The sequence below is a fragment of the Vibrio sp. B183 genome (genome assembly GCF_000740665.1).
GTDB classification, from domain to species: domain Bacteria; phylum Pseudomonadota; class Gammaproteobacteria; order Enterobacterales; family Vibrionaceae; genus Vibrio; species Vibrio coralliilyticus.
Genome location: NZ_JPQB01000010.1, coordinates 46635 through 73019 on the forward strand (window position 1 = coordinate 46635; position 26385 = coordinate 73019).

Genomic DNA, 26385 nt, shown 5'->3' on the forward strand with positions numbered 1-26385 from the left:
TTGGGGGGATGAGAAGGGAGGAGAAAAATAACCGCACGACGTACATTAGGCTTATGTCACAAATATAAGGGGGAGGAGGTATAAGATTCTTTTATAGCTACCTCACAAAATGTCACATAGCTCACCTTTTAAACAAAAAAACATCTTCGCCATGAAATAAAATTACATTTTTATTTTATACATAAGGTTCTTGACGTCTCTTCGACAAAGCTATTTACTTACTTGTAGTTACTAAATTACAAACTAATACCAAATATTAACGATGCCGTGTTCTCGCCCCTATCCTCTTGGTGCTACGTTGAATCACGAAGGCTGTAACTTCGCGATTTACGCACCTAAGAATAAAGATCTCCAACTTGCGCTTTTTGATGAAAACAATAATTACCAAACCTTCTCACTCACCAATGAATATGCAGGGATAAAACACACTTTTATTCCCGGAGTGAAGGCTGGGCAAAGATACGGTTTTATAATTAGTGACGAAGATAACCTTCAGCTAATTTCAGACCCGTACGCAAAAGCGCTGGATAAACCACTGTTTTACGAAACCCCTTTTAATTCAGCCAAGAGCTTTGATTTATCCAAATGTGTGGTCACCCGAGATGAATTTGACTGGCAGGGCATTGAGAAGCCATATCGACCACGCGAAGAAATGGTGCTGTTTGAAACTCATGTAAAAGGAATCTCAAAACTAAACCCCAGTGTACCTACGCAATACCAGGGGAGCTACCTTGGTTTAGTCAGTGATGCAATGCTTGAGTTCTACAGAGAGCAGCAGATTAATACTTTACAACTTTTGCCCATTGCCGCTTGTATGCACGAGCCGCACTTACTCAAGATGGATAAGGTCAACTACTGGGGCTACAACCCTTATGTGTTTATGGCTCCCGACCCTCGTTACGCTGATCAAGATGCAGTAACTGAACTCAAAACAGCGATTCGAGAGCTTCACCGACACGGGATCGAGGTAATCCTCGATGTTGTGTATAACCACACGGCAGAAGGCGATGAAAAAGGCCCAGTGTTTAACCTAAAAGCACTGGATGATCGTTACTATTTTAAGCACGGCGAGCATTTTGCGAATTTTACAGGTTGCGGGAATACCCTCGACTTATCCTACCAACCAGCTCTCAACCTAGTGATGGATACCCTGAGGTATTGGGTTGAAGAGTATCAAATCGATGGTTTCCGCTTTGATCTTGCGGCAACTTTGGGTAGAGAAGGTGAAGACTTCAACCCAAATTCTGGCTTCTTCAAAGCGGTCGCTCAAGACCCTGTCCTCAAAGAAGTAAAGCTTATCGCAGAGCCATGGGACATCGGCCCTAACGGTTATCAGGTGGGTAACTTCCCATTTGGCTGGAATGAATGTAACGACCGACTGCGCGATATTACTCGCAGCTTCTGGCGAGGCGATCAAGGTTACCTGAAAGAGTTTGCGACGCGTCTGATGGGCTCACGTGATCTATACAGTGCTGCAAACTGGCCATACAAGCTGACCGTTAACTACATTACTTATCACGATGGCTTCTCGATGCAGGATCTGGTGTCTTACCGTCACAAGCACAATGAAGCCAATGGTGAACAAAACCGAGATGGTCACGGGGACAATCGTTCCGATAACTATGGCGTCGAGGGCGAAACTGAAAACCCAAGCATCATCGAAAAACGTGAAAAGCAGAAGCGTAACTTTATGGCGAGCCTGCTATTCGCTTTTGGTATTCCTCATATACTGACCGCTGACGTGCTTTCTCATAGCCAAAAAGGTAACAACAATGCCTATTGTCAGGATAATGAGCTTAGCTGGCTAAATTGGCAGCCCTCTCATGAAAAAGACGAGTTTAAAACCTGGCTAGCGAATATGGTTCAGGCACGACAAACATACATGGTGCCATTTATTCGAGCATTTAGTGGGGAGAATAGAAACGACAATCGCATCCATTGGCGACGCATTGACGGCACATTCATGGAACACGACGATTGGAATCAGCTTAGTTCGGTTGCCCTTCAGTTGGGTATTGGCAAACAAGGTGACGAGTTGTTCTACTGCATCAACCAAACTAACGCGCCAGCACGCTTCAGTTTACCTAGCGAGAATCAGCAGCAATGGACCATGGTGTGCAATACGGACAATCACGAATTGCATCAGACTATAGATCACAAGCAAGTCCTCATCGCGCCTAGTTCAATGGCCATCTTCCACGCGAAAGCCTAATCCGACGCTGTTCTGATAAGTCACCATCAGAACAGCGACTATCTACTTGATTAGATAACCTTTTTCTCCAACAATATCCCTAAGCTGGTAACACTGGCAAAGGAGGACACATGGCTGAAAAAATCTCTACGACTGCACTGGCAAAATTGCGTCAAACTGATGCTAAGCAGTTGTTTCAGGAGCTTAAGCTGGCGGGTTATATCAATCGCTCAGAGGATGCGTGGGTATTGACGGAGCTCGGGGAAAAATTTGGCGGAGAGTATGTCCAGCACCAGAAATTTGGTCAGTTTATCGTCTGGCCAGAAAACCTCCTGATAGATACCACCGCTACGAGCGGTAAGTCTTTGAGTGCGACCCAAATCGGCGAACGTTTCTCGCTCAATGCTAAGAGGATCAACCAACTCCTTCAGGAGCTGGGTTGGTTGCAAAAGGTAGGCGCTGGATGGGAAGTTACAGCTAATGGTCTCAAAGTAGGTGGTTACCAGAGAGAAGACAAAGAGAGTGGTAATCACTTTGCTGTCTGGCATGACTCCATAATCCGTAACAAACGCCTGAAACAGTCGGTAATAGAATTTTCTGGCCAAGATGCTGAAGCGCATGCAACAGACAAATCCATATCAAGCTTTCGACAAAAATTTGAAGCTAAACACCGCACACTGGATGGGCACTACGTACGCTCAAAAGCAGAGTTGAAGATTGATAACTGGCTCTATATGAATGGCATTGTTCACGCTTATGATCGTCAATTGCCTATCGAAGAAGATGTCCTCAGCGATTTCTATCTGCCCACGGGCAAAGTCTACTTGCAATATTGGGGGCGTGATACCGGAGCATTCCCCGAGAACGAAAAAGCCGACATCAAACGAATATACGAGCTACATCAATTTGATTTGATTGAAGTCGAGCCTGAAGACATCGACAAACTTGACGATGTCCTCCCTGCTAAATTAAGAGAGTTTGGCATTTCGGCATACTGAGCGAATACCTACCTCAGGCAGCCAACTTAATATCCTTACTCAGAACGTAAAAATCCGATATTAGTCGCCCAATATCGGATTTTAAAATTCAATCAAATACTATTTATTTTGAAAGATTAGCCACGGTAGTAACGTTGAGGAACAAATGGCATTTTTTCAATGGTCATAGGCAGCTTCTTACCACGAACATCTGCAAACAATTCAGTGCCGATTGCTGCAAGATCTGCACGTACATAAGCCATTGAGACAGGCTTACCTGCGTTTGGACCCGCTGTACCACTGGTAACAACACCGACTTTGTTGTCATCGGCATCAAACAGCTCCGCACCTTCACGTACTGGCGCTTTCGTCTGGCCTACTAGACCAACACGCTTACGTGATACGTCTTTAGTTTCAATCTGCTTAAGGATGATATCCGCACCTGGGAAACCACCAGCGCGCTCACCATCTGTACGACGAATTTTCTGAATACCCCAAAGAAGGCTTGCTTCTACAGGTGTCGTCGTTGTATCAAGATCGTGTCCGTATAGGCACAGACCACACTCTAGACGAAGTGAGTCACGTGCACCAAGACCAATCCACTCCACTTCTTCTTCCGCTGTTAGCTTCTGTGCAAGTTCTTCAGCATGTGTGTTCGGCACAGAGATTTCGTAGCCATCTTCACCTGTGTAGCCACTACGGCTAACGATGCATTCAACACCTAGGATGTCTAACTTCTTCACATCCATAAATAGCATCTCGGCAACTTCTGGGTTGAAACGCTTAAGCACATCGACTGCTTTAGGACCTTGAAGAGCCAGCAAAGCGCGATCATCGATGATCTCTAGCTCAACCCCCGTTGGTAGGTGAGCTTCAAGGTGATTGATGTCTTGCTCTTTACATGCGGCGTTAACCACAACAAATAGGTGGTCGCCTAGGTTTGCCACCATTAGGTCATCCATGATGCCGCCTTCTTCATTAGTAAAGAAAGCATAGCGCTGGTTGCCCTGTGGTAGGTCAATGATGTCAACTGGAACTAACGACTCAAGAAATGCTGCGGCACCTTCACCGTGCAAACGAAGTTGTCCCATGTGAGACACATCAAAAAGACCCGCAGCGTCGCGAGTATGTAAGTGCTCTTTCTTTACACCCAGTTTGTATTGGACTGGCATGTCGTAGCCTGCGAAAGGAACCATTTTCGCACCAGCTTCTACGTGAAGCGTATGAAGTGGTGTTTTGAGTAGATCTTGAGTCATTGTTGTCTCCATTTAATCAGGTTCGTTTTCCGTTCAAGGAAACCTTGTTTCCAATAATAAACACGAGTGGAGAATTTTTGCACCATTAACAGCAGGGGAACAGTCTAAAGTGTGACATTTAACATCATATTCACATTCAAAGGGGCAAAAAGAAAGCGCCATCTCAGACCGATTAAGTCCGAGATGGCGCTATTGTACTCATCTAAATCGCAAAAGCAAACGTTTGCTTTCACTATACGAAATTCTTTATAAATCGCGTTATTTAGCGGTCACCCACAAAATGTTTGCATCCTGCTCACTGGTTGAGATGAGCATATGGCCCATGTTCGCGTCATAGTAAACACTGTCACCTTCACTCAATTCTACCGGCTCGTAAAACTCCGAATAGAACATGACAGAGCCAGACAAAATCAGCAAAAACTCTTCACCGTCATGACGTACCCAATCACCGTACTCTTCAAAGTTTCGCGCATGAACTTGGCTTTTAAAAGGCATCATTTTCTTATTGGAAAGCTGAGTCGCCAAGAGCTCATGTTCGTAGGTCGGTGTCGGGTGTGGTTTTCCCTGCTTGTTCTTAGTGATATCCCTACGCCCTGTTGCCACCTTTTTTCTAGGCGGTTCAAATAGTTGTGGCATATCTATCTGTAATCCAAGCGCCAGTTTCTGCATCGCCTGAAACGTAGGAGAAATCTGCTCATTCTCTATCTTGCTTAGGGTCGAACGAGCGAGGCCAGTGCGTTGACTTGCCTCTTCCAGAGTAATCCCTAACTTACCGCGAATATCCTTGATTCTCTCACCCAATTTTAGGGGTTCGATGTTTTGATCGACGGCCTCTTTTGCCAGAGTCAAAGATGGGTACTCATCATAGATATCTTCGGGCATGCTTCCCTCTTATTAAACGTCCACTTCCTGTTCCATTTTCATTGTGCACGAACCCATTCAGAGAGGAAAGATAACAATAGGAAATAAAGCGTGCTCTCGGTAACAGTTTTAGAAACCATGTTTCCAATAGGAAATTTTTGGTTGATTGTTCCTTCGACAACCGCTATGTTACCAACTTGTTAGTTGTAGAGATGCTATTTCCGAACTGACTGATAAAGTGATTTAACAGTGAGATTCGGCTTTTCCCCAAGATTTGACACATCGCTTAGGGGTATAGAATTCACCCTGTCTTCGTTTTTTGAGGGCAGTAAATAGAAAGAGGACTAACGAGAGCGATAACCCTATTAATAATCTCGTTAGCACGAATGGAAGGTCATCTACCATGAACAACACTTACCAAAATCACAGCCTAGAGAACTTTTTCTCGACTAATCTTGCTGCTACAGACGACGCGGTTTTCGCAGGTATCCAAGCGGAAAACACTCGTCAGAATGAACAAATCGAGCTCATTGCTTCAGAAAACATTGTTTCAAAAGCAGTGATGCAAGCTCAAGGCACTTGCCTAACCAACAAATACGCAGAAGGCTACCCTGGTCGTCGTTACTACGGCGGTTGTGAACATGTTGATACCGTAGAAGCGATTGCGATTGAGCGTGCTAAGCAGCTGTTCAAATGTGATTTCGCTAACGTTCAGCCTCACTCTGGCGCACAGGCAAACGGCGCAGTTAAACTTGCTCTGCTTCAACCTGGCGATACTATCCTAGGCATGTCTCTGGATGCTGGCGGCCACCTAACTCACGGTGCGCGCCCTGCTCTTTCTGGTAAATGGTTCAACGCTGTTCAGTACGGTGTGGATCGTGAATCACTAGAAATCAACTACGAAGACGTTCGTGCTCTGGCACTTGAGCACAAGCCAAAAATGATCATCGCTGGTGGTAGTGCTATTCCTCGCACTATTGACTTCGCAAAATTCCGTGAAATCGCTGATGAAGTTGATGCGATTCTAATGGTTGATATGGCGCACATCGCTGGTTTGATTGCGACTGGTGCTCACCCTAGCCCACTGCCACACGCTCACGTTGTTACAACAACAACGCATAAAACATTGCGTGGCCCACGCGGCGGTATGATTCTGACTAACCACGAAGACATCATCAAGAAAATCAACTCAGCGGTATTCCCAGGCCTTCAAGGTGGCCCACTGATGCACGTGATCGCAGCTAAAGCCGTCGCTTTCGGTGAAGCTTTAGGCCCTGAATTCAATACTTATATTGATTCAGTGATCAATAACGCAAAAGTTCTGGCGGAAGTATTGCAAACTCGCGGTTGTGACATTGTGACTGGCGGTACTGACACGCACCTGATGCTGGTTGACCTTCGTCCTAAGGGCTTGAAAGGTAACAAAGCAGAAGAAGCGTTGGAGCGTGCAGGGATCACATGTAACAAAAATGGCATCCCATTCGATTCAGAGAAGCCTATGATTACATCGGGCATCCGTTTAGGGACGCCTGCGGGGACAAGCCGCGGCTTTGGCGCTGAAGAATTCAAACTCATCGGTAACTGGATTGGCGATGTACTGGACGGATTGGTGAACAACCCTGAAGGTGACGCAGAAGTAGAACAACGCGTTCGCAAAGAAGTGAAAGCGCTGTGTAATCGCTACCCACTTTACCAATAAACAATTTAATCAAAGTTATATTTTTGGAGATTAAGCAATGGACAACACACTGAAGTTTGCAGATAGCCACGAGTGGGTACGTGACAACGGTGACGGCACAGTAACTATCGGTATTTCAGAGCATGCACAAGAAATGCTAGGTGACGTTGTATTCGTAGACCTACCTGAAGTTGAAGCAGAAATCGAAGCGGGTGATAGCTTCTCTTTGGTTGAATCTGTAAAAGCAGCTTCAGATATCTACGCGCCAATCACTGGTGAGATTCTAGAAATCAACGAAGAGTTAGAAGATAGCCCAGAGCTAATCAACGAAGAACCTTTCGAAGGCGGTTGGATTGTTAAAGTGAAGATGTCAGACGCATCAGAGCTAGATAATCTGAAAAGCGCAGAAGAGTACCTAAACTCGATCGAAGACGAGTAATTAGGACGAGTTTAAAGCTGCCCCCAAACGGGAGGCAGCTTTTTTTCAAAGTTCGGACGTATAATTATTTATATCAGTAATGATATCCGATACCCGAATGATGGAGTAGGTAAAGGACAATGACTGAATTACTTCAAAGCCTCAGCACACAAAATGAGTTCGTTGCTCGCCACAACGGTCCAAATAAATCTGACCAACAAAAAATGTTGGATGCGATCAATGTTGCCAGTCTTGACGCACTGATCGACGAAACCGTGCCAGCTCAAATTCGCCTAGAACAGCCAATGACAATGGCTGAAGCATTGAGCGAAGCAGACATGCTGGCTGCGATGCGTGAATTCGCAGATCAAAACCAAATTAAACGTACATTCATCGGTCAGGGTTACTACAACACCTTTACGCCAAACGTGATTCTACGTAACGTATTGGAAAACCCAGGCTGGTACACAGCTTATACCCCTTACCAACCAGAAATTTCTCAAGGCCGTCTAGAAGCATTGCTGAACTATCAGCAAATGGTGATGGACTTGACGGGAATGGATATCGCTAACGCGTCTCTTCTTGATGAAGCGACGGCGGCTGGTGAAGCGATGACGCTTTGTAAGCGTGCGGGCAAGAGCAAGAGCAACGTCTTCTTCGTCGCAGACGATGTTCACCCACAAACGCTAGAAGTGGTTAAGACTCGTGCTAAATACATCGGCTTTGACGTACAAGTCGGTTCTCTTGAGTCACTTCCTGAGCAAGATGTCTTCGGTGCACTGGTACAGTACCCAGGTACTACGGGTGAAGTTCGCGACCTAACGGACATCATCGCCAAAGCACAAGCCAACAAAACACTGGTTGCCGTAGCCACTGACCTACTTGCTTCAGCGCTATTGAAGCCAGCAGGCGAAATGGGTGCAGACGTTGTCATCGGTTCTGCTCAACGTTTCGGCGTACCTATGGGTTACGGTGGTCCACACGCAGCCTTTATGGCAACACGTGAAAAGCACAAGCGTACAATCCCAGGCCGTGTTATCGGTGTATCTATCGATACTAAGGGCAATCAAGCTCTGCGTATGGCTATGCAGACTCGTGAGCAACACATTCGCCGCGAGAAAGCGACATCCAACATCTGTACGGCTCAGGCGCTACTTGCAAACATGGCTTCATTCTACGCGGTTTACCACGGCGCGGAAGGTCTACGTACTATTGCTCGTCGTACTCACCACATGACAGCTATTCTTGCGGCTGGTCTGACTAAGTCAGGCTATGAGCTCGCGCACAACAGCTTCTTCGATACCATTACTATCAACACTGCTGGTAAGACAGAAGAGCTGTACGCGAAAGCACAAGCGGCAGACATCAACCTACGCAAGCTAGACGGCAAGCTAGGTGTGAGCTTCGATGAGACAACGACAACAGGTGACATCGAAGCACTATTTGCCGTATTCGGCGTAAAAGAAGAAATCAACGCGCTTTCTTCTGAAATCGCAGGCAACGAGTTCGCAGCAATTCCTGAAGCGCTTCGTCGTACTTCAGAATACCTAACTCACCCAGTATTCAACACGCACCACAGCGAAACGCAGATGATGCGTTACCTGAAACAGCTAGAGAACAAAGACTTCTCGCTGACGCACGGTATGATTCCACTGGGCAGCTGTACAATGAAGCTGAATGCTGCGGCTGAGATGATTCCTGTGACTTGGCCTGAATTTGGCTCAATTCACCCATTCGCACCAATCGAACAAGCAGCAGGCTACTCAGCTCTAGCGAAAGACTTGAAAGAGAAACTGTGTGAAATCACAGGTTACGATGCATTCTCACTACAACCAAACTCTGGTGCGTCTGGTGAGTACGCGGGTCTTATCGCGATTCAGCGCTACCATGAAAGCCGTGGTGAAGGTCACCGTAACGTTTGTTTGATCCCAAGCTCTGCGCACGGTACTAACCCTGCGACCGCATCTATGGTGTCAATGAAAGTAGTCGTGGTGAAATGTGATGACGACGGTAACATTGATATCGACGATCTAGCGGAAAAAATCGAGAAGCACAAAGACAACCTTTCTAGCATTATGATCACTTACCCTTCTACGCACGGTGTGTACGAAGAGCAAGTGAAAGAAGTGTGTGAAATGGTTCATGCTGCTGGCGGTCAGGTTTACCTAGACGGCGCAAACATGAACGCACAGGTTGGCTTGACGTCTCCAGGCTTCATCGGCTCTGACGTTTCTCACCTGAACCTGCACAAAACCTTCTGTATCCCCCACGGTGGTGGCGGTCCGGGTATGGGCCCTATCGGTGTGAAATCGCACTTAGCGCCATTCCTTCCTGGTCACATCGAGAACGGTGTTGAAGGTGATGACTTTGCTATCTCGGCAGCTGACCTAGGCAGCGCTTCTATTCTACCTATCTCTTGGGCTTACATCGCCATGATGGGTGAAGCTGGTCTTACAGATGCAACTAAAGTTGCGATTCTGAACGCGAACTACATGATGGAGCGCCTACGCCCTCACTACCCTGTTCTTTACCGTGGTACGAACGGCCGCGTAGCTCACGAATGTATTATTGATATTCGTCCGCTAAAAGAAGAAACAGGCATCAGCGAAGAAGATATCGCGAAGCGTCTGATGGACTACGGCTTCCATGCACCAACCATGTCGTTCCCTGTTGCAGGTACGCTAATGGTTGAGCCAACAGAATCCGAAGATCTAGAAGAGATCGACCGCTTCTGTGAAGCAATGATCGCAATTCGCGAAGAAATGGCTAAAGTGAAGAATGGTGAATGGCCACTAGAGAATAACCCTCTGGTTAATGCACCGCATACTCAAGTTGATCTTTCTACTGCAGAATGGGATCGCCCATACTCGCGTGAGCTCGGCTGTTTCCCTTCACCTGCCACTAAGTCTTGGAAGTACTGGCCTACCGTTAACCGTGTAGATAACGTATACGGTGACCGTAACCTAATCTGTTCCTGCCCTAGCATCGAGAACTACGAAGACTAAGTTCATTTTTCCTATACAGATATATCAAAGGCGAACCTCAGGGTTCGCCTTTTCTGATTTAGGATAATTTAAGTTATACAGCCCTTTTTAACTAAGAATATAATGAGAAAATCTTATTCCAAGTCAAACTTCATGAGCTCTCTGAAGCGGTTAATCAGCTAATAAGCCTTCTCTATGAATCACACATATAAAAAGCAAGTTTGCCATATTCAGTCCTTGTTGATTTTGGCTTAGCAACCTTTTCTAGTCACAGGGACAAACCTTTCGCCCTTAAATGTCTTTACAGGGCTACCCCGTTCGAGCTCCCAATGTTGTTGCCAACGTGCTTTTTCTCGAGAAGTCATTTGCGCTTGCTTCATCATTTCTAGTTTTTGAAACAATAAGGCTCTCGCTAACCGTTTGTTGGAATGTTGGCTACGTTCACTTTCAACTCGCACTGAAACTCCTGTTTCCGTGTGAGTGGCACGCACCGCCGAGTTGGTTGTATTGACATGCTGACCACCGGCCCCCGATGCCCTACACGTTTGAAACGTTACGCCGCTATCTGGCCTTGACTCATCGACTTCGAACATTTGGCCACTGAAAAACCAATTCTTACGCTTATGTTTAGGTCGAAAGGAACTTTGACAAACCCACAACATGGCACCCTGCCAAGAGAAAGCCAGTTGCTTGGCTCTCTCCTCAAATGGTGAATCCAGCTTTATCAATGCGGATCTGAAACAATCCTTATAATCGGCAGCAACTGTATCAACGACATTAAACTCTATGTTTTCAGCCCGACATTCCTTTTCAATTGCTTTTAGTGCTAAACCAATGGCCTTACAGCATTCGATAGGACCTTGTCCTGACGATAATTGCAGTAATATCATGATGAACAATCTCCATTGGTTTTAAACGTTAACACTGGTCGCAATTTTGCAACGACCTCGATTAACCCAGCATCGACCATATCGTTGATTACGGTTTCGCAATTTTTATAAGCTTGCGGTGCTTCATCATAGAGAAGTTCCTTATTACCACACACCACACGGCTGCCAAGAGCTGTACGATATAAGTCCTCGCGCTTGTATTTATGACCCAACCGGCCATGACATTCACCGCGTTTCCATTTTCTGCCAGCGCCATGTGCTAGTGAATAAAGGCTGATCGCCATATTTTCATCTGCACCTTCAATTGGCTTGACTAAATAGCTGTAATCTCCGCGTGAACCTGGAATTACGACATAGCCTTTGTCGCTTGGGGTCGATCCTTTTCTGTGTAACCAACCTCGCTGACCCTCGATTTCTTTCGGTGAAACTAGATTGTGATTCACATCCAGAGCGCACTTACCTTTAGCACGAATAGCGTCAAGAAATCGCTTGGCAATGAGTTCTCGATTTAGCTCAGCCCAACGCACCGCTTCATCATGCTTTTGCATGTAATCTTCGAAATTACCAACCGCATCTCTGACTTCGATACCGTCATGATTATGGGTGGTCACATGATTAACTAAAATCGATTGCCCTAGACCTCTAGAGCCAGAGTGCACAAGTAGCTGTAGATGTTTTTTGTTTAACCCAAGCTCATCTAAAGCTTGTTGTTGGTAAACTTCTTCAATTGCTTGAAACTCAGCAAAATGGTTACCGCCACCGATTGTGCCTAGTGCATAGTCATACGCATTCGTGGCAATGCTTTTTTCTGATTTTCTCGCGGCAACATGCTCTGTCCAGCTGTCGTCTAGAGGCTGTTCTACATGCCCGAACTTCTTTGCTAACTTATCTAAGTTAACTTTGGATACTTTTGCTGACGTTTGCCAAAGCGACATACCACAGCCAATATCATTGCCCACTAATGCAGGGTAAATTTTGCTGGTTGTAAAGAATGCTGCACCAATTGGATAACCTCTTCCAGGATGCAAGTCAGGCATGCCCGCTACTCGCTGCATACCCGTTAATTTTGATGTTTTAATTAGTTGTCGTATTGCTAGCCCTTCAATCCACGTATCAGTAGACGCAATAAGGCTAACGTTTTCAGTGATCTTTTGGACGGATTTGCCCATAGTACCAATACCTTTAAATAGGATTTAAAACGAAAAACGTATTGGCAGGTCAATTGACCAGGGCGTAGCTTTATCAGAAATCAAATACCTTAAAAAGGGATTTGTGAGAGCGCTTCCTGCTACTTATAGGACAAGACCTGCAAAGGATAATGATGTATTTGTCATGATTTTTTTCTCCTTTACAGTTAGTTGATAGTTAAATAAGCGGGCGAATAATAAGCAAACACTACTCACAAAGCAACAAGATTAATTATTAGATGACATTTTTCTTCCCTTCCAACATTTCACTAAAAACACAATCATCACTTAAATATATAAGTTCTGTGCTTTAGAGCTAAAACTCACCAAATTGCATATAAAAACACATAACTCATTATTTTATAAAGTGAATTTCATCAATATAATCCTACTCAATTTATATTGAGAGAAACATTGAATAATGAAATCTAAAGTCTATTTATTACTTTCGATTCTCACCTGAACACTCTTTCGAAAAAACACCCTTGTCTATTCACTAGTGTTGTTTCAACTCAAAACTATCTATCAGGAAAAATAACAATGAAAACATCAACTTTCGCCAGAAAGGCTTTGCTAAGTTGCGCTTTGCTTGGAATGAGTAGCACAGCGTATGCAATCGATATCGCGGTAAAGTGCCCCGACGCCCCCGTAAACTCAGTGATTCTTGATAAAGGGTACGTGTACGTAGTGGTTGATAACCAACTAATCAAAGATAAGACGTTATTGGATAACCTAGAAAAAGGCCATATCCGTTTCTGTACCAGTCAAGTCACATCTTTGGCAAATCTCTTCAGGTACCGCGAATCTTTCAATAGCGATATTAGTGATTGGGATACTTCAAATGTAACTAATATGTACTTCACCTTTTCTGGTGCTACTGCTTTTAATCAGGACATTGGACACTGGGACACCTCCAACGTAGAGATTATGCAATACACGTTCGAAGATGCATCCAATTTTAATCAAGATATCGGGCATTGGGATACTTCAAATGTAACTAATATGAAACTCATGTTTTATGGTGCAGCGGCTTTTAATCAAGATATCGGCCACTGGGATACCTCAAATGTGACGTCCATGCAGTTAATGTTCGGAGGTGCCTCCAGTTTTGATCAGGATATCGGTTATTGGGATACCTCAAGCGTCCGTGATATGAGTCAGATGTTTAATAAAGCTGAGGCGTTTAATCAAAATCTTGGATACTGGAATACTTCAAACGTTACAAACATGTGGTATATGTTCAATCATGCTTCCAGCTTCAATCAGGATATCAGCCGATGGGACACTTCAAAAGTCACCAATATGGCAAGCATGTTTAGTGGAGCCGAGTCTTTTGACCAAGATATAGGTTCTTGGAACACTTCTAATGTCACCGATATGAGATCTATGTTTAGTCAAGCGAAAGCATTTAATCAAAATATTGGAAATTGGGATACCTCTAGCGTTACAAACATGTCGTATATGTTCAAGACAGCTACCATTTTCAATCAGGATATTGGCCAATGGGACACGTCAAAAGTAACAGATATGACAGGCATGTTCGAGCTAGCCAAATCTTTTGTTCACGATATTGGTCAATGGGATACTTCCAATGTTACAAGCATGCGGTCCATGTTTACCCACGCATCTAACTTCAACCAAAACATTGGGTTTTGGAATACTTCTAATGTTACAGATATGGAGGGCATGTTCCGCTATGCAGAGAAATTCAACCAAGATATTGGCAGTTGGAATACATCTAAAGTCCAAGACATGAAGGCAATGTTCGACGTTGCGCGTAGTTTTGATCAAGACATAGGCCAGTGGGATACATCTAGTGTTACTAATATGGAAGAGATGTTCCACATGGCGACGAGATTTAACCAAGATATAGGCCAATGGGATACGTCTAATGTCACTAATATGAAACGCACGTTTACCGACGCAATAGACTTCAATCAAGATATTGGCCAATGGGATACGTCTAGTGTGACTAATATGGAACTCACATTTGCTGGTGCCAAAGCCTTCAATCAAGATGTTGGGGCTTGGGTTACCGCTAACGTGACCAACATGGACTGGATGTTCTGCGACGCAACTAGTTTCGGTCAAGACCTAACGAGCTGGGATGTGAGTAAAGTAACCAGTTACGAAAATTTTGCTAAGAACAGTGCCCTTACCGAAGAACAACTTCCAGTCTTTGTTCACTAGAAACCATATTAACTAGTCGTGTAAAGGCGAACCAAGTGGTTCGCCTTTTTATTCAACGATTTAACTATTGTCGCTTTCAGGTTTACCCTTGAGTTGCTCTACCAATATCTTCAATTTTGCTTGGCGCTGTAGCTGCCCAATGCTGTTCATTGCGCATTCGGGCAAAGTAATCGTTTATGTTTGGATAGGAATCCCAATCAAAAGGTATGCTTTCTTTAAAGAACTCTACATGCACTATTGCGTAGTCAGCCAATGTTATTGCATCACCAACCATGAACTTGCGCCCTTCTAGGTGGCGTTCCAATACCTCAGAAAATCGAACCAAATTCTGCTTGGCCCAATTAATGACTGCGTCATCTCCTTTCACACCCAAGAATCTGGGTTTGGCAACTGCTTCTAAAGCTAAGGTCCCAAAAGCTTGGTTGAAATGGGCGAGCTCCCAACATAGCCAGCGATTTATATCTGCCCTTACTTTGAGCTTATTTGGATATAGATCATTGATACCCGAATTTTCAGCGAGATACTGAATTATGGCATTAGACTCCCACAGTGAAACATCACCATCAACAAGCGTTGGAACCATCGCATTGGGGTTTAAGCTTACGTATTCCGGTTGTTTGTGTTCACCAGAAAACAAATCCAGATACTCGATTTCTATATCTAGCCCAAGATGATTGATCACTGCCAACACCTTGCGAGAGTTGGGTGATCCTACAATTGCGTACAGCTTCATTTTTCCTCCTTGAATTTAACTTGTTTTTTGCAAGTAAAATAAACCTAGGAAATTAACTTTCATTTTGCAAGTTAATTTTAAAAGGAGTACGATGAATGAATGGTGGATAAGAAAACTAAAGAATGGTCAGGTTGCCCAGTTCGTTTTGGCATGAGCCAATTTGGAGACAAATGGAGCTTTCTGATTCTTCGTGACTTGATGTTTAAAGGTAAGCATTACTATCAAGAGTTTTTAGAGGCTGGTGAAGGCATCTCTACTAACATCTTGGCCAGCCGACTTGCCGACCTAGAATCAAATGGGTTGATCAGCAAACAACGCGATGCTGTTAAGCGCTCTAAGTTTGTCTACACATTGACCGATAAAGGCATCGATTTGCTGCCTATGATGCTGGCAATGATCGATTGGTCCGAAAAATACGATGCAAAAACCGAAGTCCCTTCTGATTTCATTCGCAAGCTGCGCAGAGACCCCGAGTCGTTACATCAAGAGTTACGACAAGGCTTGGCTCAAGAATCCAAAGAGAAGTAAGGGCAACATACCTGTTGCCCTTCGAGATAAGATTTCCAGTGTCATCAAAATGTCTGTGAACCCACAAAACGCATAGGTATGTAGGCCACATGAGTGCATTTACTTTAACGGGTCGTTATCAGGTAATGCACTATGAATCCAAAGCGCGAGTCTGTGCTTGATATTAGCACCATCAAGTTTACTGTCAGGTAATGGAGCAATTTGTTTGGCATCGACCAAAAACAGATAAACCGCTTTCACTCTGACAGGCTGCGGTGACTTAGGCAAATCAAACCCCTGCATCTTCGCCATTTTCTCACCGATTTCCAGTGCCTTCTTTACCAGTTTGTCTTCATTGTGAAGCTTTGAACTTTTTGACATTAATAGAATTCCTCTTTCCTGACTCTGCCTAGAATACATGAAGCTTCAAACTAGGCGTGTTAGCGCACTCTCAGATTGAAAAGTAAAGCGCCTAGTTTAAAACTAAACTAACTGAAGCTACTCATTAACGCATCAAAGATAGTTCTTAGCTCTTCATCACTTATGTTGAGCAGGTTATCGCCTACATACCACTCGACAACCGACTGATGTGGGTGACCTGTTACCTGCGGATGCCCAATCCAGATCCCCTTTTCTGTGGCGAGCAGCTTTTGTACTTCTAACGCTTTTTCATGACTAAACGGCAGTATCAAATGCAGCATATTCGATTGTGGTTGTAGCGGATTGGCGACAAGCGTCGGATACTCTTCAAGGATTCGGTAGATTTGTTTGGTGCGCTCAAACAGAGTTGGGAGCTGCTTAATCCTCTGATCAAACTGCATGGCCGCTGAGACCACATAAGGGGTACGATGATAAACATTGCCGCCCTGACGCTTCATCCAAATCGATGCTCGCTCAACAAACTCCTTTGAGCCCAGCAGCATAGAACCACCTAAACCATTGATACCTTTGTAAAGAGAAACATAAGCCGTATCAAAACCTTTAGCGATTTGATGGTGCTCTTTCTGATAGTAGGCCGCGGTTTCCCAAAGCCTTGCACCATCCATGTGTAGATGAATGCCATTCGTCGCGCAGTAGGACTTAATCTCCTCCAGACTTTCCCAATCAGGCAATTGCCCACCAATTTCACGCATAGGCAGTTCATACAATACCGCCGCAATTTCATCCGGCCATGCTTTCAGATCTTTCAGTGACCATGTCTGATATTGGTTACCAATCGGAAGAATACTGAAACGATTTTGCAACTGATAACCTTGCCTTTCATGGATATAGATGTGGCTGGAAGGATGCATTGCGACCACTGGGTTGCGCTTCTCTTTAGTGACCAATTCCAATACGGTGGGCTGCGTCATCGTCCCCGTAATCACGAATAACGCCGCCTCGTAACCAAGCAAGTCCGCAATTTTTTGTTCAAACGCCTGAATGGTTTCTCCTTCGCCATAAACGTCGTGAGCCACATTGTGTTCTTCACACCATGCGGCCATTTTGGCAAAGTGCTCTGCCGGCGTGTCTTCTTTGTTACCGGGTAAAATCGTATGACAAAGCTGTTTCAATTGACTGCTCATTATTATTCTTTCCTTGAGTTTGTAGAGGTATTTGTCTTCTGCCGTCACCTATGGCTAAGCGTTATCGGTCCATATGCTTAAACTGCAATTCAACCAAGCGCTGGTAGAGCTCACAGCTTTGCAGTAGCTCATTATGGTTACCCACCTCCACAAGCTTGCCGTGGTCTAACACGGCAATCTGATCGGCATGCTGAATTGTCGACAAGCGATGAGCAATGATGATGGTGGTTCGGTTGCGCATCAGCTCTTCTAACGCCTGTTGGACATGGTGTTCACTTTCGCTGTCCAGTGCACTGGTCGCTTCGTCCAACAACAAAATATTCGGGTCTTTGAGAATGGCCCGTGCGATTGCAATACGCTGGCGCTGGCCGCCTGACAGGCGAACTCCACGCTCACCAAGGAAGCTATCGTAACCTTCTGGTAATTTCATAATGAAATCATGAGCGTGTGCTTTTTTCGCCGCTTCAATCACCTGTTCATCGGTCGCATCTGGGTAGCCATAACGGATGTTGTGGAGGACATTATTGCTGAACAATGCAGGTTGTTGAGGCACAAGAGCCATTTGCTGACGCAGTTCATTAGGATCCATTTGGCGAACATCAATGCCCCCCAAAGTCACTTGCCCTGATTGCGGATCATAGAAGCGCTGCAGAAGCTCAAACAACGTGGTTTTCCCTGCCCCAGAAGGCCCAACCAATGCCAGTACTTTTCCTTCTTCAGCCTTGAGAGCTAAGTGCTCAATCGCGGCATGTTCAGGTCTCGAAGGGTAATGGAAAGTGACATCATCAAATATCACTTCGCTGGCGAGTTGTTGGGTCGATACCACCTTATCACTAGGAGCAACAATGTGGCTCTCGACCTGCAGAATCTCAATAAGCCTTTCGGTTGCCCCTGCCGCTCGTTGCAGTTCTCCCAACACCTCAGAAATGGTTGCTAATGAAGAGGCCACCATAATGGCATAGAAAACAAACGCGCCAAGATCACCACCCGACATAGTGCCATTAATGACGTCACTACCGCCTACCCAGAGCATACCTGAGATCGCGCTGAAGACGATGACAATCACACCCGAAATCAATATCGCGCGCTGCTTTACTCTTTGTCGGCCAATCTCGAACGCTCGCTCGACTTCCGTAGCAAATGACGCTCTTTCCTGGGCTTCATGGCTGTAGCTCTGGACGGTTTTGATATGTTCAATCGCTTCACCTGCATAGCTACCTACATCAGCCATTGAGTCCTGACTTTGACGGGATAAAGCTCTTACCCGTCGGCCATAAAACAAAATAGGTACAAGGATAAAGGGTACCGATGCTAAAACGATAAGCGTCAGTTTGATGTTAGTGGCGAACAGCATGATCACTGCGCCAACGCACATCAACGCGCTACGCATCGCCATTGAAAACGACGACCCAATGATGCTTTGCAGCAACGTGGTATCAGTGGTAATTCGCGACATAATGTCGCCGCTGCCATTGGTTTCAAAGTAACTAGGGTGAAGGGTAATCACATGGTTAAAGACCGCAAGCCTGATGTCAGCACTCACCCTTTCCCCTACTGAAGAAACAAGGTAGAAGCGAAAGAAAGTGCCGATAGAAATCATCACCGTCAGTGCAAGAATGAGTTGAATGGCGCTACTGAGCTCTTGCGTCGACTGCTGAGCAAAACCTTCATCGATCAACAGGCGCACACCTTGGCCAACAGACAGTGTCAATGACGCTGTGAAAACCAACGCCACCAGCGCGGCGATAACTTTCCACTGATACGGCCTAATGAATTTAATCAGTTCTAGAAGAATACCGAGATTCTTACTTTTTCCTTGAGAAGATGAGCTGGTTTGTTGATTAAGAGTGGAACCCGTCTGATGCTGCTCAGCACTTTGCATAAATACGCCTTGGTTATTGGGCAGTTCAGGTCAAAAGCAAAGACCTGCTTTCACCATACTCTGCGAGAGAACTGTTGCTGAGACTACCACTGGGTATTGATATCATTCAATACCTTTAACCTAGGTAACTAAGTTCAGCACCAGATCACCAATCTCTCCGATTAACCACCATTTATTCGCATACCCCGTATGATTTGGTCATATCCCTTCTGAAAATCTATTCTTTTTTTGCATAAAAAAACACTTAAGTATGGATAAAACTACCTGACTAACGACAAAATATCATCACCCTAATTAGCCATTACAATTGTGTGCTGGCGAAAATGATCTCACTTGCATTGAGCCTAAATATCACCGTAGATAAAAAACATATGGTAGTGCACTCCATGTTCGCACCAGAGAATGAAAAGGCAGGATGGCCGAAAAAAACGGATTCTGGAAGTGACTCGTAGCTGAGTAATTGCAAATTGATGGCTTACTCCAAGTGAGTACCACGATAGCGTATGTCAGATTGCTATTCAGCATCGTGATGGCCTTCGTCCGTTTGAATTTAGGCTCAACACTAGCAGACAGAGTTGCCGCACTTGATTTGATTGCTTTTATCACTGCCCCTGTCGCTGCACATTTACTTGGTTAGGCAACCAAAGAAAGCGGTTATCAAATCTGGCGCAGGATGAAATAGACTGTCAATTGGAGCCCGTATTTTGGTAATCGAATCGAGTACAAGTTGTTAAAATCGATTTTAAAGCAGCTAATATAGCTTCATTTAAGAAACTTATGCAGCTCGGGAAGAGAGGAAGCTGAAAGATCACCCCTCGATGGGCAGAACCAAGCAAGCCCCTAAACAAAACGATGCTGCTCACTTGCGTGACCAGCATCCGTTTATTAGTACTTATCCATTTTAGTCAGAAAGTTCTCGAATGGTTTTGGCGTTTCTAATTGCTCTGAAACGTCGAAACTTTGATCTATTATGGAAACTTCTGTTTCTATATCAACGAATTCTGCATGACCGCGACCTGTATCCCAGAAGATTAAGCGACAATAGTAGCTTTCATACTCAAAATCTATTGTCATTGACTTAGTTTTTGATTCTTCAGGAGAATACAACACTTCAAACTGACAGCCATGCTCCTTGAATATATTTTCATTTGACTCTAACCAATTAGCGACCTTTTTGAGCATTGTAATCACCTAAATTTAGTTGCTTTATGAATAATATTTTCAGCTGTTGGCATCTCAGGTATTGGGCGTCCTTTTTTAGCCGCTAATCTACCTGCTACAGAGTTAGGTCCAGCAATTTGAGCCCAACCGGGACTTGTTTGTTTAAGTGAGCTAGTTGGAACATCGAACTCAACATATACATTCCCAACTTTTGTCTGTTTAATAAAGGACTCTGCATCCGCAGGATTCGCAACATGAGTGGTTCCAGTGTAGCTTTCTTGAACCTTTCTAGTTTGTTGCATTTTCGCCAACTCATCCGGTGCCATCCACCTACCCACAGTTGTTTTATCCGCAACCTCAGCTACATCTGACGATAAGCGGGCGACTTTCGAGCTGCCAGCTGGAACATAGGGTATTAGGATCGCTGTCGTGTCGCAAGCTAAGTCGACCAAACCGTCATTAACCATAACGGGATTGCTAGTCACATAGCCAACACCAATTTTGCCAAGGTCATAAACGATATTGACCCCATCAAAAATGGTATCTATCGGGATTTCACCACTTGGATCGGTGTAACGAATCGGATTATTAGCTGCGTAGCTATAGGGAGACCACTGCTGCGGATTTTCAAAACGTTCACTTTGTGCAAAGACAGGATCAGGAGTAATAAATTGCGCAGATGAATGGGCGAGATAACGATGGGAGAAGTAACCAAGATCAGACTCATCGTCTTGCTCTTTACCGGTAAACCCGTAAGGAGTAGCACTAGATTTACCAAACTGGGCCAAGCGTTCGCCAAATGGAGTAAAGCGCTGAGCAGTAACCACTGTAGCCTGTCTATCAAGTATCAAAGAGGTTGAGCCAATATGATCATTAATATAGAACTGCTCAGCGGTAAATTTAGCGTTACCTTTGTGGCTCGACGCCACTTTTTTACCATTGAGTTCAACATATTTGACCAGCTTGCCATTACGAATCTCGTTTAAGCTGTCAAGGTAGATCACTTGCGATGTTTTACCATCATTTAGGCTGACCTTCTTGTAGCGACGCTGACCATCAAAATCATACCCGTATTGAGCTCGCCCAATGTCGGTATCAATGCCAACTAAACGATTATCTGTATTCCAATGGTATAAGCGGGTGCCATCAAACAACCTGTTGCCGACACTGTCATAACCTATGCTTTCACCGTTTGAAGTCAGAGCATTAGGCCCAGCTGCAAATTCAGCTTGATAGCCTCTTCGGCCTTCACGACCAGTACCGTCTTCACGCCCACCATAACTAAAGGAAGTGAGTTTATCTTGGCCACTATTCGCAAGGTTTTTACTCAGTACATTACCGATTTGGTCGTAGCGATATTGGAAACTCCGAGAGCCGTAGTCGGCATCAATCAACCTTGAATACGCGTCGTAGAGGAAGGTCGCACTCTGATTGAGGTTGACAATATCTGTTGCCAGTTGAGTAGCAAGCGCGCGTTTCTCTGCGTCACTACGATTGTCCTCTATTCTCGCTAAGTCTGAATTAGGACCATAGCTGTAATGGCGGCGTTCAAACGTCATCCTAGCCGTTGATGAGATTTGATCGGCGAGACGGTGCCGTGCATCAAACTCACGTTGCGTTGTCACTCCATTGCTGAAGCCCAAAACGCTGACTTGACCACTTGGGTGGTATTCTATCGTATCAAGCACATCAGCAATCGATGCAAGTTTGCCAGACACATCATAGGAATAATTCAACGTACTACCATCAGCATAGGTATATTCGGTTAATCTGTCCGCACTATCAAACTTCTGGCGGATTTGATAGAACGGTGTGTCAATCCCATCACCTGTTACTTTACGTTGATGCAGAATTTGGCGTCCACGAGCATCATACCCAAAACGTGACTCACCCGATTCATCACGAATGTTCGCTACTTGCCCTGCAAGATTGGTTTGATTGACATCTTCGGCACTATCGTATTGATAGTGATGCACAAGGCGAGCACCAGTTAATGAAGGAAGCTGATCGACATCCTCTGGTATTAAGGTTTTGTAATAGGTATGAGTAACACGTGAAGCCCCATCATAGACGAAATGTTGCTCTTGATTACGACCATCTCGAATGGCCGTCACCTTACCTTGCGCGTCATAAAAAGACCAACGTTCCCCTCGGTTTGGGTCGCTCGCATAGCGCAAATTACCAAGGCTGTCGTAATCCATAATACGTTGGTTATTTCGGCTATCGGTTAAGCGAGTAAAGTTCCCCAGAAGATCATAATCGTAGCGGGTAATGTATGTCTGAGCACCGACTTCTTCACCTTTCTCATCGACTCCAACCACTTCATTCACCTGACGTAAGCGGCCTAGCGGACTTGTATCCGTAGCTAAGCCATCATACTCAAGCAGCGTTCCTTGCCCAAATAGCGAAGAGGTTTGGCTTTCATTCTGTCGCCAAATAGCAAGCGGGCGATATTCATTCACGCGATAGCTCGCCATAGGCTCATCTGAAGTCATTGGATGGATAAGGCGAAGTTCTCGCCCTAGTGCATCGTAACTGACCTGTGTTCTGGTTTTATCGGCTTGAGGAACATAGGCAAACCCACTGGCAGAATAAGGTAGATAACGACTCACAGCAAAGCCACGAGGACTGTAATCTACGCCATCTAAAACATCGACACCCGTTTTAGATTGTTTGCGAGTCATACGTAAGCGACTTAACCCATCGTAATAACGGCGCGTATTGATCAAAGCGCCATCTTTACCGCCTTTCTGCTGAGTGTGTATCCAGTTAATACTGCCATTGGCAAGAGAGTGATTAACGCCATAGCTGTAGCTCAGTGTTGGTGCAGACAAGGAATCACCAGGCCGCGCAATCTTAGTCAATCGACCAAAATCATCGTAGCCAAACTCCGTTCGATGACCATTCATGTCAATCACATGAGTCATCGCTCCAAAGCGATAATCATAGCTGGCTTTGGTGGTTAAACGAGTGCTTCCTGTATCAATCGTCTCTGTCGTCGCAAACGCATGGAAGGTGTCATCGTATTCAAAGTAACGGGCATGACCGTGCTCTTCGTCCCATATAGGATCAAACTTGGCGATGACATTTCCATATTGGTCATAACGCTGGCGCAATGTGTAGCGATAACTCTCTTCTTTGCTTGGGTCACGCCACTCTAAGTGCGCTGTAAGTGAACCTGCACCAATACTACGACCACCATTGATGCCGAAGCTTTCATCATCATAGAGCCAACGTTCACGGTAGATGAGCTCACCATTGTCGCCAATAATGCGCTTTTCTATCGGGTAATTGACTTTGTTTTGCGCAACGTTAGTAGGCTCGTCACCACTGTATTGCCACTCAATCCGATGAGCAATTTGCCATCGTTTATCAGAGCGACCTAAGTGACGCTCCAGCGTTTTGTTTCCATGCTGGTCATAGTCAAATTGCGTGGTTAAGGTGACTGGAGAATACTGCCCACCTTCAATAATTTGATGCTTTCTTTGTGTTAAGGCTGCAAAACTAACACTACGTGGTTCGCCGCCTTGACCATGGTACAAATGACGCGCTTGCCAAGTGTAATCATCTTGCCAAAAAACATGGCCTGAGCCATTGCTAGCTTCTGCATGCTTTAGTTTACCAGCCAGTACTTCATCGCTTATTCCAAGATGAAATTGATGTTTGGTGACTAATGTAGCGACGTCACTATTGCCATGTTCGCGCTGTTCAGTGTATTCAAAACCGCGAAACGCTTTATCCAAATGGTGATAATAACCATTGCGGTAGTTGAGCTCAGTCACCATAGTCTGGTCACTGGCACCATCACGAGTCTCAACCTTATTCACCACTTGCATGGGAATGGGTACATTATATTGCCAAGGTTTTCCTGCTTGCTGCGATAGAGACTGCTGCATGACTATTGATTGATAAGACAGCGCCGTATGACCACCAATGCCATTATCAATAGTTTTCAGTTGATTCGGCTGCTCACTGTCAAACAACTCTAAATAGGTGTAGCTCCCTTTCCTATATCCTCTTGAATACCAAACAATATCGATTGAACCATTACCATTGATGTCTACGAATCGAACCGCATCTTCAAGAATGTCACGTTTACCTTTAAATTTAACGTGATTTGCCAGTCTAAAGCGGCCATTTTGCATGCCCTGATTGAGCATTAGACGTACACTGTTGCCCTGAATGTATAAGACATCCGACAGACCATCACCGTTCATGTCAGCCAAATGTATCGCAGACTGTTGGAACAGATTGGCTGGCATATGGTCAAAACGAATCGCTCGACCAAAACCTTCTAAGCCCCTATTCGGAAAGTAAGTCAGCTCTCCATTGGTCGCATAGACGATATCTTGTAGGGCGTCACCGTTCATATCAGCGATGTAGACTCGGTCGCTAGCAAAAGACGCGCTATGCTGAGAACGGTTAAACGGCAAGGCAATGTTGTCACTCCATCGGTCGCCTTCAAGATTTAGCCGAACTGAAATACTGGTGACTTTACCCCCATAGCCGGACACGGTTCGAACGACATCGATGCGCTTATCATTATTGATGTCCATCATTCGAACATGAGAGCTATGCAAATCCAGACCAGCCCGGTAAAACTGGCCATTTTTCCGCCAACTTCCACGCTCGTCTATGGCGTAATAAACGGTTCTTCCACTGTCATAAACCACCAGATTACTATGACCATCACCATTAATATCGGCCCACTTTATCGCCGGAGAGCCTATATTAGCATGCAGGTTGACTGCCATATTCTTGTAGCTTGACCAACTTGGCTCACCGTTTTGATCAATGCCTTGGTGCAACCAATATCGATGTCGCGCGCTGCTGGTATCGATCATATCAGCCAGACCATCACCATTGAGATCGATAAAGTCAGTACTAGGTGAATTCAGTTGAGCAGTGGCAAGTGATGGCAGGTATCCTTTTCTCTCACTTGGTGATGCCGAGGTATAACCAAAGCGCTGAGCCATCAGAGTTTGCTCGCCAGTGCTATCGAGCTGCGCAATAGCACTAAGCTGAGACTGCGTGCGCCACGGAGTTTGCTTGGCGTAATTCAATTGATAGTGGCGCACATTTTGCCCTGCAACGCGCATGGTCACTTTTTTCAGCCGCTGTTTTGTGATCAACTCAAACGACGGGCGATAATCGACCAACTCATCTGGGCGCTTTTGATATTCAAATAACACCTGCATCGACAGAGTACCACTTTGGCTGTATTCAATCTTGCTCAAGTAGATTTGTCGCGTATCGTCCAAAAATTGATAATGGTATTGAGTAACGTCGCCATTTAAGTGTTTTACTTGTGATAAATGCCAACGATACACCTCACCAGATTGAGACTGAACGGTATCAACTGGACTTTGGCCAAACACATATTCCGTACCATCGGGGTAGAGCGCTTGCCACCCTGTTTCTAGACGTCTATACACTACAAAGCCTGTGGCAAATTTGGCCCGATATTGACCGTCACCAATAGCAACCAGCTCTTGCCCTATCTCCGTAAGGAATCTGTCCTCATCCTTTCCATCTTTTGTATAACGAGGCAACCCCTTGTCTGTCTGGCGCTGGATGTATGGTACAGATAATCGCCGACCTAACCCCACAATACTGTTGCCAAGTCCGCTATTATAGGTCAGCGACAACTGAGGTGCCGTGTTGCCGCGTCCTTTGGGCACATCAAATTGAAACTCATGGTTGGCTGTGCCTGTATTGAGATCAGGCACAAAAGATTCACCTAACCCTTCGATTGAACCCGGCCCCGTAGGCAGAGATAAAAGGTTTGGTTTTAAAGCAGACTTGTCCATCGCAAACGCTGAAAACGAGCACACCACAAGACAAGCTGCAATAAATTGTCGGTACATAATTTTTCCGAAAAGTCTGTTTACATTTTGCAGTCATA

18 protein-coding genes and 1 pseudogene are annotated in these 26385 nt (G+C 45.1%); 9 read left to right on the plus strand and 10 right to left on the minus strand.

The window, feature by feature from the left end:
• Positions 1-262: 262 nt before the first annotated feature.
• Complete coding sequence (gene glgX, locus IX95_RS11195; RefSeq protein ID WP_038159912.1) at positions 263-2212, plus strand: glycogen debranching protein GlgX; 1950 nt, start codon at positions 263-265, stop codon at positions 2210-2212.
• 110 nt (positions 2213-2322) lie between these two features.
• Positions 2323-3189, plus strand: coding sequence for a hypothetical protein (locus IX95_RS11200; protein ID WP_038159913.1), 867 nt, complete (start codon positions 2323-2325; stop codon positions 3187-3189).
• 116 nt (positions 3190-3305) lie between these two features.
• Here IX95_RS11200 and gcvT read toward each other — a convergent pair whose 3' ends face one another.
• On the minus strand, positions 3306-4424 hold the full coding sequence (gene gcvT / locus IX95_RS11205) for a glycine cleavage system aminomethyltransferase GcvT (protein WP_038159914.1): 1119 nt from the start codon (positions 4422-4424) through the stop codon (positions 3306-3308).
• Positions 4425-4682: 258 nt separating this feature from the next.
• A complete protein-coding gene (locus IX95_RS11210) occupies positions 4683-5306 on the minus strand; it encodes a helix-turn-helix domain-containing protein (protein WP_006961443.1) in 624 nt (207 codons plus the stop codon).
• Between the two features lie 382 nt (positions 5307-5688).
• On the opposite strand from IX95_RS11210, the gene IX95_RS11215 reads away from it, so the two are divergent.
• From IX95_RS11215 to gcvP, 3 genes are all read left to right on the plus strand, one after another.
• Positions 5689-6984, plus strand: a complete 1296-nt coding sequence (locus tag IX95_RS11215) for a serine hydroxymethyltransferase (protein ID WP_006961444.1) — start codon at positions 5689-5691, stop codon at positions 6982-6984.
• Positions 6985-7021: 37 nt separating this feature from the next.
• The gene (gene gcvH / locus IX95_RS11220) at positions 7022-7402 is read left to right on the plus strand and encodes a glycine cleavage system protein GcvH (RefSeq protein WP_006961445.1); all 381 of its coding nucleotides are present in this window, start codon (positions 7022-7024) and stop codon (positions 7400-7402) included.
• 119 nt (positions 7403-7521) lie between these two features.
• A complete protein-coding gene (gcvP, locus tag IX95_RS11225) occupies positions 7522-10386 on the plus strand; it encodes an aminomethyl-transferring glycine dehydrogenase (protein WP_038159925.1) in 2865 nt (954 codons plus the stop codon).
• 230 nt (positions 10387-10616) lie between these two features.
• Here the strand turns inward: gcvP and prfH are convergent, their stop codons facing one another.
• Both prfH and IX95_RS11235 read right to left on the minus strand, forming a co-directional pair.
• Complete coding sequence (gene prfH / locus IX95_RS11230; protein ID WP_038159927.1) at positions 10617-11255, minus strand: peptide chain release factor H; 639 nt, start codon at positions 11253-11255, stop codon at positions 10617-10619.
• Entirely contained in the window at positions 11252-12424 is a 1173-nt protein-coding gene (locus IX95_RS11235; RefSeq protein WP_038159929.1) for an RNA ligase RtcB family protein, read from the minus strand. The genes prfH and IX95_RS11235 overlap by 4 nt, the downstream gene beginning before the upstream one ends.
• Before the next feature lie 558 nt (positions 12425-12982).
• On the opposite strand from IX95_RS11235, the gene IX95_RS11240 reads away from it, so the two are divergent.
• Entirely contained in the window at positions 12983-14632 is a 1650-nt protein-coding gene (locus IX95_RS11240; protein WP_038159931.1) for a BspA family leucine-rich repeat surface protein, read from the plus strand.
• Between the two features lie 82 nt (positions 14633-14714).
• Here IX95_RS11240 and IX95_RS11245 read toward each other — a convergent pair whose 3' ends face one another.
• Positions 14715-15365: a glutathione S-transferase family protein gene (locus IX95_RS11245; protein WP_038159934.1), complete on the minus strand. Its 651-nt coding sequence runs from the start codon at positions 15363-15365 to the stop codon at positions 14715-14717.
• 99 nt (positions 15366-15464) lie between these two features.
• Between IX95_RS11245 and IX95_RS11250 the strand changes: the two genes are divergently transcribed.
• The gene (locus tag IX95_RS11250) at positions 15465-15893 is read left to right on the plus strand and encodes a winged helix-turn-helix transcriptional regulator (RefSeq protein WP_038159947.1); all 429 of its coding nucleotides are present in this window, start codon (positions 15465-15467) and stop codon (positions 15891-15893) included.
• Positions 15894-15992: 99 nt separating this feature from the next.
• On the opposite strand, the gene IX95_RS11255 is transcribed toward IX95_RS11250, so the two are convergent.
• The 3 genes from IX95_RS11255 to IX95_RS11265 all read right to left on the minus strand — a co-directional run bounded on the left by IX95_RS11255 (position 15993) and on the right by IX95_RS11265 (position 19319).
• Positions 15993-16253, minus strand: coding sequence for a DUF5062 family protein (locus tag IX95_RS11255; protein ID WP_021455562.1), 261 nt, complete (start codon positions 16251-16253; stop codon positions 15993-15995).
• Positions 16254-16360: 107 nt separating this feature from the next.
• A complete protein-coding gene (locus tag IX95_RS11260; RefSeq protein ID WP_038159949.1) occupies positions 16361-17437 on the minus strand; it encodes a threonine aldolase family protein in 1077 nt (358 codons plus the stop codon).
• 61 nt (positions 17438-17498) lie between these two features.
• Positions 17499-19319 (minus strand): ABC transporter ATP-binding protein/permease, encoded by a 1821-nt coding sequence (locus tag IX95_RS11265; RefSeq protein WP_038159951.1) that lies wholly within the window; start codon positions 19317-19319, stop codon positions 17499-17501.
• 311 nt (positions 19320-19630) lie between these two features.
• Between IX95_RS11265 and IX95_RS27010 the strand changes: the two are divergent.
• Together IX95_RS27010 and IX95_RS25880 are read left to right on the plus strand one after the other, a co-directional pair.
• Positions 19631-19775 (plus strand): annotated as a pseudogene (locus tag IX95_RS27010) (Na+/H+ antiporter subunit E); the annotation flags it as partial.
• A 28-nt stretch (positions 19776-19803) separates the two neighbouring features.
• A complete protein-coding gene (locus IX95_RS25880) occupies positions 19804-19956 on the plus strand; it encodes a hypothetical protein (RefSeq protein ID WP_443082994.1) in 153 nt (50 codons plus the stop codon).
• Between the two features lie 248 nt (positions 19957-20204).
• Here the strand turns inward: IX95_RS25880 and IX95_RS11275 are convergent, their stop codons facing one another.
• Positions 20205-20501 (minus strand): immunity protein TriTu family protein, encoded by a 297-nt coding sequence (locus IX95_RS11275; protein WP_038159954.1) that lies wholly within the window; start codon positions 20499-20501, stop codon positions 20205-20207.
• 5 nt (positions 20502-20506) lie between these two features.
• Positions 20507-26347, minus strand: coding sequence for a TreTu family toxin (locus IX95_RS11280; RefSeq protein ID WP_038159957.1), 5841 nt, complete (start codon positions 26345-26347; stop codon positions 20507-20509).
• Between the last annotated feature and the right edge of the window lie 38 nt (positions 26348-26385).